The organism is Paraconexibacter sp. (genome assembly GCF_059438195.1).
In genome coordinates this window covers 35,440-52,633 of the sequence record NZ_JBLKKY010000020.1, presented here as the reverse complement: position 1 = coordinate 52,633, position 17,194 = coordinate 35,440, and the positions used below count along the sequence as shown (strand labels likewise).

Here is a 17,194-nt window from a genome sequence, read left to right as displayed (position 1 = left end):
ACCGCGCCCGCGGATGCGGGCGGACTCCCGGTGGGGTGGGCCGGCGCGGCGCGCCGGCCCACCCGCCCGAAGACGAGAGAGGGCCGCCCCAGGGCGGCCCTCTCTCGTGCCGGATGAGCGTCGCGCTCAGGCCATCGGGAGCGAGACGCCCGACGGCGACGGCCCCTCGGGAGGCCCGTCCCCGGCGGAGGAGCCGGCGGGGACGACGTCGAGGATCGGCAGCGGCTCGGGGGTCATCGCGATGATGCCCCGTGCCGCCTGGCGGACGGCCTGGGCCGCGGGGTCGTCGGGATCGAGCGCGACGAGCGGGACGCCGGCGTCCGCCTGCTCGCGGAGCGGCATCGTGAGCGGCACCTTCGCGAGGAGCGGGACGTCGAGCTCGTCGGCGAGCGCCTCTCCGCCGCCCTCGCCGAAGATCGTGAAGCGCTCGCCGCCCGGCGTCGTGAAGTTGCTCATGTTCTCGATGACCCCGGCGATCTCGAGGTTCACCTTGTGGGCCATCTCGGCGCTGCGCCGGGCGACCTTCTGGGCCGTCGGCTGCGGCGTCGTGACGATGAGGAACTTCGCCTGCGGCAGGAGCTGGCTCAGGGTCATCGAGACGTCGCCCGTCCCCGGGGGAAGGTCGACGAGGAGGTAGTCGAGCGCTCCCCACTCGACGTCCTCGAGGAACTGGGTGAGCGCCTTGTGGAGCATCGGCCCGCGCCAGACGACCGCGCTGTCCTCCTGCACGAAGAAGCCGATCGACATCACCTTCACGCCGCCGGACTCGAGCGGCACGATCTTGCGCTGCGCGCTCACGGGCGGCCGCTCGGCGCCGAGACCGAACATGCGCGGGATGGAGTAGCCCCACACGTCCGCGTCGAGGATCCCGACGCGCTTCCCGTCGGCGGCGAGCGCTGTCGCGAGGTTCGCCGTCATCGACGACTTCCCGACGCCGCCCTTGCCGGACCCGACGCAGATGACGTTGCGGACCTCGGCGAGCGCGCCGGCCGGCAGGCTGCCGCGGCCGAGCGAGCGCTGGAGCTCCGCCTTCTCCTTGTCGGAGAGGACGTCGAAGGAGACGTTGACCGCCGTCACCCCGTCGAGCTCGCCGACGGCCTTGGCGACCGCCGTCTCGAACTGGGCCTTGATCGGGCACCCGGGCGTCGTGAGGGAGACCGTGACGTCGACGGCACCGCCCTCGTGCTGCTCGATGCTCCGGACCATCCCGAGGGTGACGATGTCCTGGCGCAGCTCCGGGTCGATGACGGAGCGCAGGGCCTCGTTGATCTCGTCGCGCGTGGGCATCAGCCGATTCTCGCAGACCGAGGGCTCCGGAAAGACCTCGGGCCCGTCCGGAGACGGGCCCGAGGCCGAGGGAGGAGAGGGTGCTTCTTCGACTGTCGACGGGATATGAGGTCGACAGACTCACCGCCGTGTGGGGCTCCTCTCCGGGGCCCCGGCGGGGAAGGGGTGTCAGACGAGCGAGGCGACCCGCTTCTGGACCTCGCTGGCGGCCTGCGTGCTCGCCGTGATGCCGGACTGCACGATGTTCTCGACCTGGACGCCGATGTTCTCGGCGCGCGCCGTGACGTTCTTCACGCGCGGGTCCTTCGCGACCTTCTCGACGTCCGCGCGGAAGGTCTTCAGCTCGCGCTCGATCGGCGCCGTGCGCGTGTCGAGCTCCTTCTCGAGCCGCGTGCGCGCCTTCTTCACCTCGCGCTCGAGGCGGGTGCGGCGCTGGCGCAGCTCGCGCTCGACCTGCGTGCGCGTGCGCTTGACCTCGCGCTGCAGCTTGTTGCGCGCGGTCGTGCCGCGACGCTCGAACTTGCGCAGCTGGGTCTCGAGCTTCTTCTGGCGGGCCTTGAGCTCCTTCTCGCGGGCCTCGGCGGTCGCGTACGCGCCGCGGACGTCCTCGACGCGGGCGACGAGCGTGTCACGCGCGATGAGAGCGGCGCCGACAGGGATGACGACGGCCTTCTCGGCGTACTCGACGACCGTGTCCTGGACCTTCTCGGCGGTCGTGCGCGCCTCGGAGGCCTTCGCCTCGGCGCCCCGCTCGGCCTTGGTCGCGGCGGTCTTGCGCGCCGTCGCGCCCTGGTTCTTCGCGCGGGTCGCGGCCGCCTTCTTCGCGGCGGTGGAGCGCTTCGTCGCGTTCGTGTCGCGCTTGGTGGCCGCGGTCTTCGCGGTTGTGCTGGAGGTGGTGTCGGCCATGGTGGAGTCCTCTGCTGGCGGCTAAGGAAGTTATCTCTAAGTTGTTCGCTACGGGAGCGTACCCGTCGAACACCTGTTTGTAAACCCCGCCGCGGGCTGCGTTACAGGATGGAACGGGCGTTCGACGATCTGTGACGCGGCTCACGGATATCCGCGGCCGCTCGCCACGTCTACGAGCCGCCTTCCCGGGCGGACCGCGCGGCCCCGTGCCCGCTTGCCGGATCAGCCGACGCGGTCGAGCCAGCGCTGCGGCGCGCGGATCTCGTCGCGCGTCGGGGCCGCCTCGGGCGAGTCCCATGCCGTCCGCAGCGCCCGGCGGCCCCCCGCGGCGACGACCGCGTCGCAGAAGTCCCGGCCCTCGCCGTACTGACGGAGCTTCGCGTCGACGCCGAGGAGCCGCGCGACGACGGTGTCGAGCACGCCGCGCTCGCCCCGCCGTGCGGTCATCGCCCGCCGGAGCGCCGCGACGTCCTCGACGTCGTCGGCGCCGACCTCGTCCATGACGTGCTCGGCGTGCCCCTCCACGAGGGTCATGAGCGCCTGGACGCGGTCGAGGACCGCGAGGACGTCGGGCGAGGCGACCGCGCGGAGGATGTCGCCCTCGCGGATGTGGCCGATGAACGCGCCGAGGTCGTCGAGCGAGGGGAGTCGCAGCGCCGAGCGCAGGTCGATCCCGACCTCGAGGCGCTCGACGAGATCGGCGACGAGGCGGTCGAGCTCGCCGCGGAGCCACGGGACGGCGGCGAACTGGACGGCGTGCGTCACCTCGTGCGCGCAGACCCAGCGGACGAGGTCGTCGAGCGGGACGTCCATCGACCTCGCCGCGCCCTCGAGGTTCGGCGCGACGAGGACGAGGCGGGTCGGAGGCCGGTCCGGCCCCCGCATGAGACCCGGCTCCACCTGGCCGAGGACGCGACCCGCGAGGACCCCGGTGACGACGCCGGCCTCGGCGCCGGCGAGCGTGCCGACCGCGGCGCCGGCGACGCCGGAGAGCGGGCCGAGCGCGTCGCCCGCGCGCGAGAGGCCCGGCTCGATGACCGGGGCGAGGGTCTCGACGTTCATGTCGATCCAGGTCCCGCGCCCGATCCACTCGGGGGACGGGAGGTCCTCGACCGGCTCCATGCGGGCGTAGTCGGCGATCCGCTCCGCCGCGGCGTCGCAGACGCCGATGAGGTCGACCGGAGGCGGGCTCTCCGGGGCGCCCGTCCCGTCCCCGGACAGCGCTCGCCCGACGAGCCCCGCGACGCGTCGGTCGAGCGTCGCCATGCCTCAGCCCTCCTCGGGCGCCGGCAGCGCGAGGAGGCGATCGAGCGAGGCGGCGGAGCGCGCTGCGACGACGGGGGCGATCGCCTCGAGGTCGGTGAGCGGAGCGCCGAGGGGGTCGTCGTACCCCGGGAACGCGACGACCCCGCCGCTCTCGCGCACGATGAGCTGCGCGGCCGCCGAGTCGACCGCGCGCGACTTCCACAGCGTCGCCATCCCGTCGACCCGCGTGAGCGCCACCTGGCACATCGAGATCGCGATCGAGCCCACCGCGCGGATGCGGTGGACGTGCTCGAGGAGGGCGTCCGAGGACTGCCGCAGCCACCACGGGTGCGCGGACTCGACCGCGACGAGCTCGAGCCGGCCGTCCTCGACCGTCCGCTCCGGCGGCGGGTCGACGATGCGCCGGCCGTCGAGGAAGGCGCCACCGCCCCGGACGGCGTGCCACTCCTCGCCCGGGCCGAGGTCGTAGACGTAGCCGAAGACGACGTCGGCCATCGTCGGGCCGTCGGCGACCGCGATCGAGATCGCGTGGTGGGGCATCCCCCGCTTCGCGTTCATCGAGCCGTCGATCGGGTCGACCACGACGAAGGGCGGGCCGCCGCCCGCGCCGTAGTCGACGATCCCGCGCTCCTCGCTCACGACGGTGAACGTGGCGCCCGCCTCGTCATGGAGGGCCTCGAGCGCCCGGAAGACGTGGTCCTCGGCCGCCGCGTCGATGACGAGCGTGCGGTCGCCGCCCTCGCCGCGCTCCCCGGTCTCGACGACGCGCTCGGCGCTCGTCGGGTGCTCGCGCAGGACGGATTCGAGCCCGGCGCGCGCCCGGCGGGAGACCTCGAGCCAGTCGTGACGGAGGACCGCGTCGGCGGCGTCGGTCGGAGGAGTCATCCGCCTCTACTCTAGACCGGTGGACGTCCCGCCCCACCCCCATGCGCCGGGCCCCGAGGCCGACGCCGGGCTCACCGCCGCCCAGCGGCGCGCCGTCGCGCACCGCGGAGGACCGCTGCGCGTCGTCGGCGGCGCGGGGACCGGGAAGACCCGCACGCTCGTCGCGCGGGTCGCGGCCCTCGTCGCCGAGGGCGTCTCGCCCGACGAGATCGTCGTGCTCACCCTCACGAGCGGCGCGGCGGACGAGCTGCGCCTGAGGATCGAGAGCGCGCTCGGCGCCCGGGCGTTCGCCGACCTCGCGGTCGGCACCGTCCCCGGGCACGCGGGCCGCATCCTCCGCGAGGAGGCCGCCGAGGTCGGGCTCGACCCCTTCGCGCTCCCCGCCTCCACGGCGGACCGGCTCGCGCTCCTCCTCGAGCGCATCGACGACCTCCCGCTCCGCCACCACGACCTGGGCGGCAACCCCGCCAACGTCCTCGCGCGGCTCATCGACCGCATCGACGCGCTCAAGGACGAGCTCGCCGGCCCGCAGGACGTCGCCGACTGGGCCGCCACGCTGCCGGGCGAGGACCCGCGCACCGAGCGCGAGCGCGAGTTCGCGAGCTTCTACGCCGTCCACGACCGCCTCCTCGCCGAACGCGGCGCGATCGACGACGGCGACCTCGTGCTCCGCGCCCACCGGCTGCTCCGCGACCGCCCCGACGTCCGGGCGCGCGTCATCGCGCGCCGGCCCCACGTCCTCGTCGACGAGTACCAGGACCTCGCCCCCGCCCACACCGAGCTCGTGGCGCTCCTCTCGGACCCCGCCGGGGGCGCCTCGCTCGTCGTCGCCGGTGACGACGACCAGGCCGTCCGCGCCGGCGGACGCCTCGCCGGTCGCACGCTCGCCGCGCTCGAGGAGCGCCATCCGGGCCTCGAGACGATCGTGCTCGAGCGCGTCCACCGCGGGCGCGACCGCGTCCTGCGCGCGGGCGCGGCGGTCGTCGGGCCGGCGCCCGGGCGCATCGCGAAGCCGCTCCAGGGCGACGAGGGCGGCAGCGTGCGCTTCTGGCGCTGCGAGAACGAGCGCGCGCAGGCGCAGGGGACGGCCGCCGAGATCGAGCGGCTCATCCGGGCCGGGACGCCGCCGGAGCGCATCGCCGTCCTCGTCCGCAGCGTCCGCAACGAGGGGCAGGCGGTCGCCGTCGCGCTCGAGGAGCGCGCCGTCCGCTACCGGCTCGTCGGCGCCGCGGCCTTCTTCCAGCACGCCGAGGTGCGGGACGTCCTCGCGTGGCTGCGGCTCCTCGTCGACCCCGGGGACGCCGCCGCGGTCGTGCGCGCGATCGCCCGGCCGCCCGTCGACCTGCGCTCGATCGACGTCGCGCGGTGCGTCCAGATCTCGCGCCGGCGGAAGGTCGACATGGTGCAGGCGCTCGTCGCCGCGACCGAGTCCCCGCAGCTCCCCCCGGAGGCGCGCGACCGGATCCAGGCGTTCCTCTCCCTCCATCGCGCCGCCGCGGCGGCGCTCGACACGACGAGGCCCGACCTCTTCGTCCACCGCCTCATCGACCGGCTCGGTCTCCGCCGCCAGCAGCTCTTCTCCGCGCAGGCGGACGTCGCCGAGCGGCTGCGCCAGCTCGCGCGGCTGGGCGAGATGGCGGCCGCGTACACCCGCCGGGCCCCGCACGCGACGGCACGCGAGTTCGGCCGCTACCTCGCCGCGGTCGCCGATGCCGGGGCCCCCGGGCTCTTCGACGAGGAGGACAGGGCGGCCGCCGCCGAGCACGCGGCGCGCGGCCGGGCCGGGGCGGTGTCCGTCCTCGCGGTCCACGCCGCGAAGGACCTCGAGGTCGACCACGCGTTCGTGCTCGGGCTCCACTCCTCCCGGTGGCCCGGCGGGCGCCGCACCGTCGTCGCTCCGGTGCCCGACGCGCTGCGGCTGCGCGCGGCCGACGAGGCCGGCCCCGACGTGCGGACCGCGCACCGCGACGCCCACGCCGATCACGTCGCCGCGATGCGGCGGCTCCTCCACGTCGCGCTCACGCGCGCCCGGGAGGGGCTCGTCCTCGCGTACGCGGCGACGGGCGAGCGCGGGGATCCGCAGGCGCCGTCGCCGTTCGCCGAGGAGGCGCGGGCGGCGCTCGGCGCGGGCTGGGAGGACCGCGAGGAGGAGCTCTTCGGGCCCGACGAGGCGCTCCACAGCACGTACCGGGCGCTCCGCGACGAGCTGCTCGAGAGCGTCCCGAAGATCGGCGGCGCGCTCGGCGAGATGCGGCTCGACACCGACCTCGACGTCGCGCACGGGGCCGTCCGCTACCTCGAGCTGCTCAAGCTCGGCGCGCTCATGGCGCGCCCGGCCGGGCTCTCGGTCGCCGACGCGCTGCCGGACGCCAACGCCCGCGTCCTCCAGGCCGCGACGGCGCAGCAGCGCGAGATCTTCCTCACGAGCCCGCTCGACGACTTCATCCTCGGCGCCGAGCGCGACGCGCGGGCCCGCGCCGCCGCGACCGCGGCCCGGGAGGAGCCGTCGCTCGAGGCGTTCCTCCCGCGCCGCGGGGAGGGCCTCGTCCTCAGCGCGTCCGACATCGACACGTACCGGACGTGTCCGCTCAAGTACAAGTTCGCCCGCGTCTTCCGCATCCCGCAGGAGCCGACGCTCAACCAGCGGTTCGGCATCGTCGTCCACCAGGTCCTCGAGCGCTTCCACGTCCAGGGGCTGCGCGAGCTCGACGACCTCCTCGACCTCCTCGACGCGGGGTGGCGGCGCAGCGGGTTCGGCGACAGCGAGCACGAGCGCCAGCTGCGCGCGAAGGCCGTCACGGCCCTCCACCGCTACCACGAGCGCTTCCTCGAGGAGCGCAGCGAGCCGATGTGGTTCGAGCGCGGCTTCCAGTTCCGCCTCGGCCCGCACGTCCTGCGGGGCCGCGTCGACCGGGTCGACCGGCTGCCGGACGGCGGCTACGAGCTCATCGACTACAAGACCGGCCGGCCGAAGACCGCCGCGCAGCTCCGCGACGACGTCCAGCTCTCCCTCTACGCGATCGGCGCTCGCGAGGCGTGGGACCTCGACAGCGCGGCCGGCTCCTACCACTACGTCCTCGACGACGAGAAGGTCGCGGTCCCGCCCGAGGCGCTCGACCCCGAGTGGCTCACCGAGACGGTCGACGAGGTGGCCGAGGGCATCCAGGGCCAGGGCTTCGAGCCGACGCCGAGCTACTCGGCGTGCGCGATGTGCGACTACCGCATCGCGTGCCCGGCGGCGGAGCGCTAGGCGTCAGCCGCGGCCGGACCCGCCGGGGCCGTCGTCCGGGCCCCGCTGGCGGAGGAAGCGCTGGAACTCGCGGGCGAGGACGTCGCCGGACGGGAGGTCGCCGGAGCCCTCCGCCTCCGACTCCTCCTCGGCGGCCTGCTCGAGCCGCTCGACGAACGCCTGGACCTCGGGATCGCTCTGGACGGCGAGCGACACCTGGCGCTCGTAGTCCCCCGCGGCCTCCTCGAGCTCGCTCGCGTCGACCGAGACGCCGACGAGGCCCTCGAGCTTGCGGGTGAGCGCGAGCGCCGCCTTCGGGTTCGGCGCCGCGGCGACGTAGTGGGGGACCGCCGCCCACAGCGACGCGCTGGGGAGGCCGGCCCGCGCGCAGGCGGTGTGCAGGACGCCCGTGATCCCGGTCGGCCCCTCGTAGCTCGAGGACCGCAGGTCGAGGCGGTCGACGAGCCCGGGGTCGGAGGCGATGCCGGTGATCGACACGGGGCGCGTGTGCGGCACGTCGGCGAGGAGCGAGCCGAGGGTGACGACGAGCTGGACGCCGATCGCCTCGGCGACGTCGATGATCTCCTGGCAGAAGGTGCGCCAGCGCATCGACGGCTCGGGGCCGTGGAGGAGGACGAGGTCGCGGGGCGCGCGGGGCACGCGGGCGGCGAAGAGCTCCACCTCGGGCCAGACGATCTCGCGCGTGAGGCCCTCGACGAGCTGGATCTTCGGGCGGCTCGCCTGGAAGTCGAAGAAGTCCTCGGCGTCGATCGACGCGAAGCGGCTCGCGCCGAGCGACGAGCCGACGAACTGCAGCGCCGCCGTCGCGGCGTCGCCCGCGTCGTTCCACCCCGAGAACGCGCACACGAGAGCGGGGGCGCGGAGGCCGTCGGGGCGGTGATCCCAGTTGAGGGAGGGCATCCGGGCCACGGTACATCATGGGTTCGTGCCCGAAGCACCGGTCACCCCGCCCGACGCGGCGCCCGCCCCCGGGTCCGCGACGCCGACCGTCGCCGCCCTGCGTCCCGGCGACGTCGTCGAGCTCGTCCTCGCGTGCACGCGCAAGGACCGCCTCCTCGCGCGATCGGGCACCCCGTACCTCGCCCTCGAGCTGCGCGACCGGACCGCGGCGATCCCCGCGCGCGTCTTCCGCGACGCCGACCGCCTCGCCGCCGGCTTCGAGCGCGGCGACCTCGTCCGCGTCCGCGGCCGCGCCGAGCGGTTCCGGGACGAGCTGCAGCTCGACGTCGAGCGCATCGCGCGGGCCGAGGCCGCCGACGCCGACCCCGCCGCGTTCCTCCCCGTCGCCTACCGCGACCTCGACGAGCTCGACGGCTTCCTCGAGCACCTCGCCTCGGAGGTCCACGACCGCGGGTACCGGGCCCTGCTCGACGCGATGCTCGCCGACGAGGTCCTGCGGCGAGCCTGGCGGCGGGCGCCGTGCACGCGCGCCGGGCACCACGCGTACCTCGGCGGGCTCCTCGAGCACACGGTCGCCGTCGCCACGCTCGCGCTCGAGTCCTGCCAGCTCCACCCGCGCCTCAACAGCGACCTCCTCCTCACGGCGGCGATCGTTCACGACATCGGCAAGACGGAGGAGTTCACCTACGGGGCCGAGATCGGGCTCAGCGACGCGGGCCGTCTCCTCGGCCACGTCGAGCTCGGGCTGCGGATCATCGAGCGACGCGCGGCGGCGATCGGCGCGCTCGACGACGCCCGGCGCCTCGCGCTCGCGCACTGCGTCCTCACCCACCACGGGCCCGACGCCGCACCGGGCCGGCGGTTCGGCTCCCCCGAGGCCCTCGCCCTCGCCCGCCTCAACGCGCTCGACGCGTCGGTGAAGGGCGCGCTCGAGCACGGCCTCGACGGCGGCGGCGGGGGACGTCCCGCTCAGACACCATGACCGGACGCCGCGCCGGAATGCCGTAGCGTCCCTGGTCGTGCAGCTCGCCGTCACCGCCATCGGCCCCGACCGTCCGAACGTCCTCGCGGCGGTGACCGGGGTGGTCGCCGCCCACCGCGGGGAGATCGCCGACGCGCGCGCGTCCGTCCTCGCCGGCCACGTGAGCGTCGCCCTCGTCATCGACGCCCCGGACGGCCTCGACGTCGAGGACCTGCGGCGCGACCTCACCTCGGTCGCCGAGGACCTCGGGCTCGTCGCGGTGCGCGTCGACGCCCTGCCGGCCGGCGCCTCGATCGCCGCGCCCGAGGTGACCCACGTCGTGACGGCGACCGGGTCGGACCACCCGGGGATCATCCACGCGGTGACGCACCAGCTCGCCCGCCACGGCGTGCGGGTCTGCGACCTGCAGGCGAGCCGGATCCCCGACGACGGCAGCGACCTCTCCGTCGTCATGCTCGAGGTCGCGATCCCGGCGTCGGTCGATGCCGACATGCTCACCGACGCGCTGCGCGCCGTCGGCGGCGAGCGCGGGCTCGAGGTCGAGCTGCGCGAGCTCGACGAGGCCTGAGCCTCAGACCTCGAGCGCCGCGTAGGTCTCGAGGCGGCGGCGGACGGCCTCGGGGATCGGCGTCTTCTCCGCGGTCCGCGCCGTGACGAAGACGTGGCGGATCGTCCCCTCGGTCGTCACCTCGCCGCCGACGCGCATCTCGATCGCGGTCGTCATGCCCGTCGTCCCGAGGCGGGTGATCGTGAGGCCGACGTCGAGCTCGTCGTCGAACCGCACAGGCCGGACGTACCGGATCGTCACCTCACCCACGACGAGGTCGACGCCGTGCTCGTCGAGCATCGCGTCGTAGCTCCCGAAGGCCTCGCGCCACAGCTCGGTGAGCGCGACGTCGACGTAGGCGACGAAGTTCGCGTTGAAGACGTGCCCCTGGGCGTCGCACTCGTGGTAGCGGACGCGCAGGCGGTGGACGAACGCGCTCACGCGGCCGCCTCCGCGGGGAGGACGAGCGCGGCGTGGTGGACCGTGATGAGGCGCTCCCCGACGGCGGGGACGAGCGTGAGAGCGCGACGCGCCGCCCACTTCGCGGTCCCGGCAGCGCGGCCGCGCGGCGTCTGCGCCCAGTAGGTGTGCACGGCACGCGGCAGCGGGTCGCTGAGCCGCGCGACGACCCGCATGCCTGCGTCGGCGACGAAGCGGTCGACGGCGGCGCGGTCGAAGCGGTGGAGGTGGCCGATCTCCTCGGCGTGCGCCCGCTTGGCGGGCCGGCCCGCCGAGAGGTTCGCCTCGAGCGGCACCTCGAGGACGACGGCGCGGCAGGCGCGCGCGGTCTCGCGCAGCGTCGCCGCCGGGTCGGGGACGTGCTCGAGCACGTGCGAGAGGACGCCGAGGTCGTAGGAGCCGTCCTCGGCGGGCAGGTGCTCGCCGTCGAACGCGTGCACCTCGTCGATCCCGGGCTGGTCGCGCGCGATCTCGACAGCGGTGCGCGAGAGCTCGTAGCCGACACGCGACGCGCCGAAGCCCCGCCGCGCGAGCTCGGCGAGCATCGCGCCGTCGCCGCATCCGACGTCCGCGATCGTGCGCGGCGCGAGGCCGCCGCGGTCGCACAGGCGGATGACGTGGTCGGCCTTCGGAGCGGCGCTGAGGAGGCGCCACCGGCGCGACCGCTCGCCCTCGGCGGCGGTCGCCGCACCGGCGTAGCAGTCGTCGTAGAAGCGCTGGAGATCGGGCACGGGTCCTGTCACGCGGACCTCACGGTAGCCCCTCGTCGGGGTCGGGCGCGGGCCGCGGGCGCGCGAGCTGCCAGGCGACGAAGAGGAGGAGGCCGGCGAAGGCGACCTCGATGACCCGCTCCGGGAGGGCGTTGACGAGCACGACGCCGAGGATCGCGCCGGGGATCGCGACGACGCCGACGGTGAGGCCCTCGCGCACCCGGAGGTTGCCGTAGCGGTTCTGGCGCCAGGCGCCGACGAGCGCCACCGGCACGATGGCGAGCAGCGAGGTCGCCTCGGCCTCGACGTGCGAGAGCCCGAGGAAGAGGACGAGCCCCGGCACGAAGAGGGCACCGCCGCCGATGCCGAGCATGCCGGCGACGAGGCCGGCCGCGAGGCCGATGAGGATCGCGCCGACGATCATCCGATGATGAGGTCGATCGCGACGGCGACGAGGAGGAGGGCGAAGAGGCGCGACACGAGCTGCGGGGGGATGCGCTGCTGCAGCCACGTCCCCACGAGCACTCCGCCGATCGCGGGGACGCCGACGAGCAGCCCCTCGGCGAGCTGCACGTTGCCGTAGAGGCCCTGGGTCGCCGCGGCGACGGCGGCGATGACGATGATCGCGGCGAGCGACGTCCCGGTCGCCTCGCGCTCGCCGAAGCCGAGCCAGAGGATGAGGAGGGGGACGATGACGGTCCCGCCGCCGACCCCGAACAGACCGCTGAAGAGTCCCGCGAGCGTGCCGATCGCCACGAGACCCGACGATCGGCGGCGGTCCATGCGGGGCATACTAGGCGCGTGCCCACCGGTCCCGCCTCGATCGACGAGCTGCGATCCGCGCTCGCGCCGCTCCTCGACGCGCCCGAGCGCGCGGGCGTCCTCCTCGACGTCGACGGCACGCTCGCGCCGATCGTCCGCCACGCGGACGACGCGCACGTGCCCGACCCGACGCGGATGCCGCTCATCGAGGTCGCGAAGCGCTACGGGCTCGTCGCGTGCGTGAGCGGACGCCGCGCGGCGGTCGCACGGAGGATCGTCTCGATCGGCTCGATCACCTACGTCGGCAACCACGGCGCGGAGACGCTGCCCGGGGGGTCGACGACGGTCGAGATCGACCCGGAGGTCGCGCCGTTCACGGAGGAGATCCGCCGCTTCGCGCGGGCCGCCTACGACGAGGGCGACCTGCGGCGGCTGCGGATCCGCGAGGAGGACAAGGGCACGATCCGCGCGTTCCACTGGCGAGGCGTCCCCGACGAGGAGGCGGCGGAGGCGGCCGTGAGGACCGTGGCCTCCGACGCCGAGGCGGCGGGGCTCGCGACCCACTGGGGCCGGAAGGTCCTCGAGGTCCGCGCCCCGGCCCAGCCGGACAAGGGGGCCGCGATCCGCAAGCTCCTCGAGAACGCCGACGTCGACGCCGCGATGTACGCGGGCGACGACCGCACCGATCTCGACGCGTTCCGCGCGCTGCGCGGCGCCGCCGCCGACGGCGTCATCGCGCACGCGGTGTGCGTCGGCGTCGGCTCGGACGAGACGCCGCAGGAGATCGCGGAGGAGTCCGACGTCCTCGTCGACGGTCCCGGCGGCGTCCGCCGCCTCCTCGAGCTCCTCGCGACGGCGGCGTGAGGTTCGTCGACCTCCTCCGGACGGGGATCCTCCTCAGCGCGGCCGCTGCGACCGCGCTCGCGCTCCTCACGCTCGGCGCGGCGACGGTCGACGGCGACGCGACGATCGTGTGGATCGCCGCGGCGTGGTGGTCCGTCGCCGCGGGCATCGGGACGTGGGTCGGGCGCCATCACGAGACGAGCCCGCCGATCGCGCGCGTCCTCGCCGAGGCGAAGCCCGCGACGATGATGCCCGAGCACCGGCCGGGGATGGTCATCCTCAACCGCCTCTGGCCGCTCCTCGTCCCCACGCTCATCGCCGGCGGGCTCGGGCTCGTGTGGGTCCAGGTCCCGGCGATCGCCGCGGGCTTCGGCATCGTGTGGGCGCTCTCGTGGCGCCACCAGCACCGCGCGGTCCTCGCGATCGAGGAGCGCGACGGCGTGACGTTCTTCGTCGACCGGACATCGCCCCTGCGCCCGATCCGCCTCCTGCGGATGCCGGGCTTCCGCCGCGAGCGGCTCACCTCACCGGGGTAGCCGCCGCACCGGATCACCCACCCGCCCTGACGAAGCTCACCCCTGGCGTGAGTTTCGTCAGAGGGAGAGGGAGCCGTGCGGCGCGCAGTACATTCAGTCGACGGACGAGGCCCTGCGGCTGCTCGCCGTGTTCGTTCTCGTCGCGCTGAACGCCTTCTTCGTCATCGGCGAGTACGCGGTGGTCACCGCCCGGCGCGGGGCGATCGCGGCGCGGGAGAGCCGCGGCTCCGCCGCGGCCCTGCGCCTCATGGATGAACCCGTGCGCGTCATCTCGACCGTCCAGGTCGGCATCACCGCGATCGGGATCCTCCTCGGCGCGCTCGGCGAGCCCGTCGTCCGGGACCTGCTCGGCGAGTCGGTGCCGGGATGGCTCGGCTTCCTCATCGGCTTCGCGACCGTCACCTACCTCTCGGTCGTCCTCGGGGAGCTCGTCCCGAAGGCCGTGACCCTGCAGAAGGCGGAGACGCTCGCGGTCCTCGTCGCCCGGCCGATCGAGATGCTCTCCCGCCTCCTACGCCCGGCGGTGTGGGTGCTCGAGCGATCGGCGACCGTCGTGCTGCGACCGCTCGGCGTGCGCGAGGTGACGGCCGGGGACACGGTCCGCACCGCGGAGGAGCTGCGGGCGCTCGTCGACGAGGCGGAGGGAGCGGGTGTCATCCCGACCGCGCAGGAGGAGCTGCTCCACAACGTCTTCGACTTCGCGGGCCGCGAGGTCCGCGACGTGATGGTGCCGGCGCCCGACGTCTTCTGGCTCGACGCGTCGTCGAGCGTCGAGGCGGCGCTCGCCAGGGTGATCGACGAGCCCTACGCGCGCTACCCGGTGGCCGACGGCTCGCTCGCCCAGGTGCGGGGGGTCGTGCACTTCCGCGAGCTCGTCACCGCCGCCCGCGACGGCGCGCCGTCGACGGTCGGCGATCTCGCGCGCGAGATCCTCGTCGTCCCCGGGACGAAGGACCTCGGCGCGCTGCTGCGCGAGCTGCGCGAGAGCCGCGCCCATCTCGCGCTCGTCGCCGACGAGTACGGGACGAGCGTCGGCGTCGTCTCCGTCGAGGACGTCCTGGAGGAGCTGGTCGGGGAGATCGAGGACGAGTTCGACCTCCCCGACGCCACGATCACGCCGCTGGGCGGCGGCGCGGTCCAGGTCGCCGGCTCCATGACGGTCGACGACTTCACCGAGACCACGGGCATCGAGCTGCCCGCCGGTGAGGCGCACACCGTCGCGGGCGTCGTCTTCGACGGCCTCGGCCGGCGGCCGGAGGTCGGTGACCGCATCGTGCTCGAGGAGGTCGTCCTCGAGGTCGCCGAGATCGACGGCCTGCGGATCACGGCGGTGGTCGTGCGGCCGGTGCCGGCCGACGGGCGGGCCTAGTCACCGTCGCGTCCGAGATGGGTGTCGAAGCCGCGGGCGACCGCGCGGCGAGCGCGCTCCGTGAACGCGATGCCGCCGCTGCCGACCTGCCGGACGGCCTCGCAGATCTCCGCCTGGGTCGCCGTCTTCCCGATGTACCCCGCGGCGCCGGAGGAGACCGCGCCCCACACGATGTCCTCGTCCTCGAAGGCGCTGAGGAGGAGGAGCGCCGTGGCGGGGCGGTCGTCGCGAGCGAGGAGCGCCTCGCAGACCTCGGCGCCGGTCATTCCCGGCATGCGGTGGTCGAGGACCGCGACGTCGGGCGCGAGCGCGAGGATGAGGTCGAGGGCCTCGACGCCGTCGACTGCTTCGGCGACGACCGTGAGGTCGGGCTGGCGGTTGACCGCGCCGCGGACGGCCTTGCGGAAGAGGGGATGGTCGTCGGCGATGAGGACGCGCAACGCGCCGGTCCGGCCGAGGACGATCTCGTCGTCGTCGGCGGCGTCGGCTTCGACGTCGGGGAGGGTGGTGGGGTAGTCGAGCATGAGAGGAGCGTGCGCGAAGCCGCGCGCCGCGCCTACCGCCCGTCGTCGCCTCAGGCGGCTGATCCGCGCGCCCGATCGACGGTCCCCCGATCGCCGGCCGCCGCGGCCTCCCCCGCGGCGGGGGCGGCGCCGGACGTGCGCGCACGGGCGTCGAGCGGGCCGGGGAGGGGGACCGTCATCCGCGCGACGGTGCCGCGGCCCTCGGCGCCCCGGCGCACGTGGAGGGTCCCGCCGACGGCCTCCGCGCGCTCGGCGCACGAGGCGAGGCCGATGTGTCCCTCCATCTGGGCGACGCGGATCGCCTGCTCGTCGATGCCGCGGCCGTCGTCGACGACCGTGAGCACGACGCCGGCGGGCTCCACCCGCACCCCGACCGCGACGTGGCCGGCCGCGCTGTGCTTCGCCGCGTTCGAGAGGAGCTCGCGCGCGACGGAGAAGAGAAGGCTGTCCCACGGTCCCTCGGCCGCCGGATCGACCTCGACGTCGACGGTGAAGCCCGCCCGGCGGCCCGCGCGCTCCGCGACGGCACGCAGCGCGGAGCGGAGACCCACCTGCTCGAGGAGGTACGGGTGGAGGTCGAAGACGGCCTGCCGGATCTGGGTGACGCCTTCGTCGAGTCCCTCGAGCGCGAGCGCGGCGGAGTCCTCCTCGCCGACCTCGAGGAGCTGCCGTGCCGCGAGGAGGTTCTGCAGGGCCTCGTCGTGCAGCGACTCGGCGAGCCGCCGGCGAGCCTGGTCCTCCGCGTCGAGCGCCTGGGCGACGAGCCGCCCGCGACTCACCGCGAGGGCGGAGATCTCGTCGGCGCGCGCCCTGAGGAGCGCGGACAGCAGGGTCGCCGCCGCCCCCATCCAGGCGAGGAAGAGGACCTGCGTGAACTCGAACCCGACGGCGTCGTCCTGCACCCCGCTCGCGTTCGGATACGTGACGGCGACGAGCCCGTAGAGGCCGACGCAGGCGGACGAGGCGGCTGCCGTCGGCCCGGGGCCGAACAGGAGGCCGGCCGCGACCGGCAGGAGGAAGTACGCGTAGCGCAGCTCCGAGAACGGGCCGCCGGATGTGGCGACGAGCGCCGTGATGAGGAGGACGTCCGCGCCGACGAGCACCCGGTGCGAGGCGAGGGGCCGGCCGCGGCACTCGGCCGCGAACGTCGCGATCGCGTAGCCCCCTGCCACGAGGAGGAGCACGCCGAACGGCTCGGTGTTCGCGACCGGGTGGTCGACGAGCCGCTCGGCGGCGAAGAAGACGGGGACGGCGGCGAGGCGGATGACGGCGAGGACGCCGCCGGGGTGACGCAGGCGGGCGAGGACCGCGGTCACTCGATGAGACCCTGCCGCATCGCCTCGGCGACCGCCGCTGCGCGATCGGACACCCCGAGCTTCTCGTACAGGGCGCCGAGGTGGCTCTTCACCGTCGCCGGGGAGAGGTGGAGCAGCTTCCCGATCTCGGGCGCGCTGCGGCCCGCCGCGATGTGGACGAGGATCTCGCGCTCGCGCGGCGAGAGCCCCGGCCGGTCCTTCCCGCCCCGGGCCCGGATCTCCTCGGCGAGGCCGGCCTGGATGTCGGGGTCGATGATCGTCTCGCCCCGGCTGACGGCGGCGACCGTGTCGTTGATGCGATCGCGGTCCGCGTCCTTCGAGAGGAAGGCGGCCGCGCCACCCGCGACGGCCTCGAACGCCATCGCGCCGTCGAGGAACGCCGAGAGGATGACCACGCGCGTCGGCAGCTCGTCGCGCCGGACCGCGTTCAGCACCCTGAGGCCGTCGAGGAGCGGCATCTTCGCGTCGAGGACCGCGACCTCCGGGACGTGCTCCCGGATCGCGTCGAGCGCCGCCTGCCCGTCGGCCGCCTCGGCGACGAGCTCGAAGTCCGGCCGCGCCTTGATCGCGCGGACGACGGCCTCGCGGAAGAGCGGGTGGTCCTCGGCGACGACGACCCGAACGCGCGAGGAGCCTCTGGTCATGACCGGAG

18 protein-coding genes are annotated in these 17,194 nt (G+C 74.9%); 6 read left to right on the top strand and 12 right to left on the bottom strand.

Features of this window, described 5'->3' with window-relative positions; all coding sequences use genetic code 11:
* Nucleotides 1-126: 126 nt before the first annotated feature.
* The 4 genes from ACME2J_RS09300 to ACME2J_RS09285 form a co-directional block, all read right to left on the bottom strand.
* Nucleotides 127-1,287, bottom strand: a complete 1,161-nt coding sequence (locus ACME2J_RS09300) for an Mrp/NBP35 family ATP-binding protein (protein ID WP_495544623.1) — start codon at nucleotides 1,285-1,287, stop codon at nucleotides 127-129.
* A 168-nt stretch (nucleotides 1,288-1,455) separates the two neighbouring features.
* Nucleotides 1,456-2,193 (bottom strand): OmpH/Skp family outer membrane protein, encoded by a 738-nt coding sequence (locus tag ACME2J_RS09295; RefSeq protein ID WP_495544622.1) that lies wholly within the window; start codon nucleotides 2,191-2,193, stop codon nucleotides 1,456-1,458.
* 222 nt (nucleotides 2,194-2,415) lie between these two features.
* Entirely contained in the window at nucleotides 2,416-3,459 is a 1,044-nt protein-coding gene (locus tag ACME2J_RS09290; protein WP_495544621.1) for a zinc-dependent metalloprotease, read from the bottom strand.
* 3 nt (nucleotides 3,460-3,462) lie between these two features.
* Complete coding sequence (locus ACME2J_RS09285; protein WP_495544620.1) at nucleotides 3,463-4,344, bottom strand: inositol monophosphatase family protein; 882 nt, start codon at nucleotides 4,342-4,344, stop codon at nucleotides 3,463-3,465.
* Between the two features lie 19 nt (nucleotides 4,345-4,363).
* Between ACME2J_RS09285 and ACME2J_RS09280 the strand changes: the two genes are divergently transcribed.
* Entirely contained in the window at nucleotides 4,364-7,594 is a 3,231-nt protein-coding gene (locus ACME2J_RS09280) for an ATP-dependent helicase (RefSeq protein WP_495544619.1), read from the top strand.
* Between the two features lie 3 nt (nucleotides 7,595-7,597).
* Here ACME2J_RS09280 and ACME2J_RS09275 read toward each other — a convergent pair whose 3' ends face one another.
* Nucleotides 7,598-8,494 (bottom strand): PAC2 family protein, encoded by an 897-nt coding sequence (locus ACME2J_RS09275; protein ID WP_495544618.1) that lies wholly within the window; start codon nucleotides 8,492-8,494, stop codon nucleotides 7,598-7,600.
* Between the two features lie 25 nt (nucleotides 8,495-8,519).
* On the opposite strand from ACME2J_RS09275, the gene ACME2J_RS09270 reads away from it, so the two are divergent.
* Nucleotides 8,520-9,476: an HD domain-containing protein gene (locus tag ACME2J_RS09270; RefSeq protein WP_495544617.1), complete on the top strand. Its 957-nt coding sequence runs from the start codon at nucleotides 8,520-8,522 to the stop codon at nucleotides 9,474-9,476.
* A gap of 37 nt (nucleotides 9,477-9,513) precedes the next feature.
* Complete coding sequence (locus ACME2J_RS09265) at nucleotides 9,514-10,044, top strand: glycine cleavage system transcriptional repressor (RefSeq protein WP_495544616.1); 531 nt, start codon at nucleotides 9,514-9,516, stop codon at nucleotides 10,042-10,044.
* Nucleotides 10,045-10,047: 3 nt separating this feature from the next.
* On the opposite strand, the gene ACME2J_RS09260 is transcribed toward ACME2J_RS09265, so the two are convergent.
* Genes ACME2J_RS09260 through ACME2J_RS09245 form a run of 4 tightly spaced genes read right to left on the bottom strand, consistent with a single transcriptional unit; the run spans nucleotide 10,048 to nucleotide 11,975 of the window.
* Nucleotides 10,048-10,464, bottom strand: a complete 417-nt coding sequence (locus ACME2J_RS09260) for an acyl-CoA thioesterase (RefSeq protein ID WP_495544615.1) — start codon at nucleotides 10,462-10,464, stop codon at nucleotides 10,048-10,050.
* Entirely contained in the window at nucleotides 10,461-11,225 is a 765-nt protein-coding gene (locus tag ACME2J_RS09255) for a class I SAM-dependent methyltransferase (protein ID WP_495544614.1), read from the bottom strand. Before ACME2J_RS09255 ends, ACME2J_RS09260 begins: the two co-directional genes overlap by 4 nt.
* A gap of 7 nt (nucleotides 11,226-11,232) precedes the next feature.
* Nucleotides 11,233-11,616 carry a sulfite exporter TauE/SafE family protein gene (locus ACME2J_RS09250; protein ID WP_495544613.1) on the bottom strand — a complete coding sequence of 128 codons (384 nt, stop codon included), beginning with the start codon at nucleotides 11,614-11,616 and terminating at the stop codon, nucleotides 11,233-11,235.
* Nucleotides 11,613-11,975, bottom strand: a complete 363-nt coding sequence (locus ACME2J_RS09245) for a sulfite exporter TauE/SafE family protein (protein WP_495544612.1) — start codon at nucleotides 11,973-11,975, stop codon at nucleotides 11,613-11,615. Before ACME2J_RS09245 ends, ACME2J_RS09250 begins: the two co-directional genes overlap by 4 nt.
* A gap of 18 nt (nucleotides 11,976-11,993) precedes the next feature.
* Here ACME2J_RS09245 and otsB point away from each other — a divergent pair, with 18 nt between their 5' ends.
* The 3 genes from otsB (at nucleotide 11,994) to ACME2J_RS09230 (ending at nucleotide 14,702) form a co-directional block, all read left to right on the top strand.
* Nucleotides 11,994-12,818 (top strand): trehalose-phosphatase, encoded by an 825-nt coding sequence (otsB, locus tag ACME2J_RS09240; protein WP_495544611.1) that lies wholly within the window; start codon nucleotides 11,994-11,996, stop codon nucleotides 12,816-12,818.
* A complete protein-coding gene (locus tag ACME2J_RS09235) occupies nucleotides 12,815-13,333 on the top strand; it encodes a hypothetical protein (protein ID WP_495544610.1) in 519 nt (172 codons plus the stop codon). Before otsB ends, ACME2J_RS09235 begins: the two co-directional genes overlap by 4 nt.
* 127 nt (nucleotides 13,334-13,460) lie before the next feature.
* The gene (locus tag ACME2J_RS09230) at nucleotides 13,461-14,702 is read left to right on the top strand and encodes a hemolysin family protein (protein ID WP_495544609.1); all 1,242 of its coding nucleotides are present in this window, start codon (nucleotides 13,461-13,463) and stop codon (nucleotides 14,700-14,702) included.
* Here ACME2J_RS09230 and ACME2J_RS09225 read toward each other — a convergent pair.
* Genes ACME2J_RS09225 through ACME2J_RS09215 form a run of 3 tightly spaced genes read right to left on the bottom strand, consistent with a single transcriptional unit; the run spans nucleotide 14,699 to nucleotide 17,186 of the window.
* Nucleotides 14,699-15,226 (bottom strand): response regulator, encoded by a 528-nt coding sequence (locus tag ACME2J_RS09225; protein WP_495544608.1) that lies wholly within the window; start codon nucleotides 15,224-15,226, stop codon nucleotides 14,699-14,701. The genes ACME2J_RS09230 and ACME2J_RS09225 overlap by 4 nt on opposite strands.
* Before the next feature lie 50 nt (nucleotides 15,227-15,276).
* The gene (locus ACME2J_RS09220) at nucleotides 15,277-16,542 is read right to left on the bottom strand and encodes a sensor histidine kinase (RefSeq protein ID WP_495544607.1); all 1,266 of its coding nucleotides are present in this window, start codon (nucleotides 16,540-16,542) and stop codon (nucleotides 15,277-15,279) included.
* Nucleotides 16,539-17,186, bottom strand: coding sequence for a response regulator (locus ACME2J_RS09215; RefSeq protein ID WP_495544606.1), 648 nt, complete (start codon nucleotides 17,184-17,186; stop codon nucleotides 16,539-16,541). The genes ACME2J_RS09220 and ACME2J_RS09215 overlap by 4 nt, the downstream gene beginning before the upstream one ends.
* Nucleotides 17,187-17,194 lie beyond the last annotated feature (8 nt).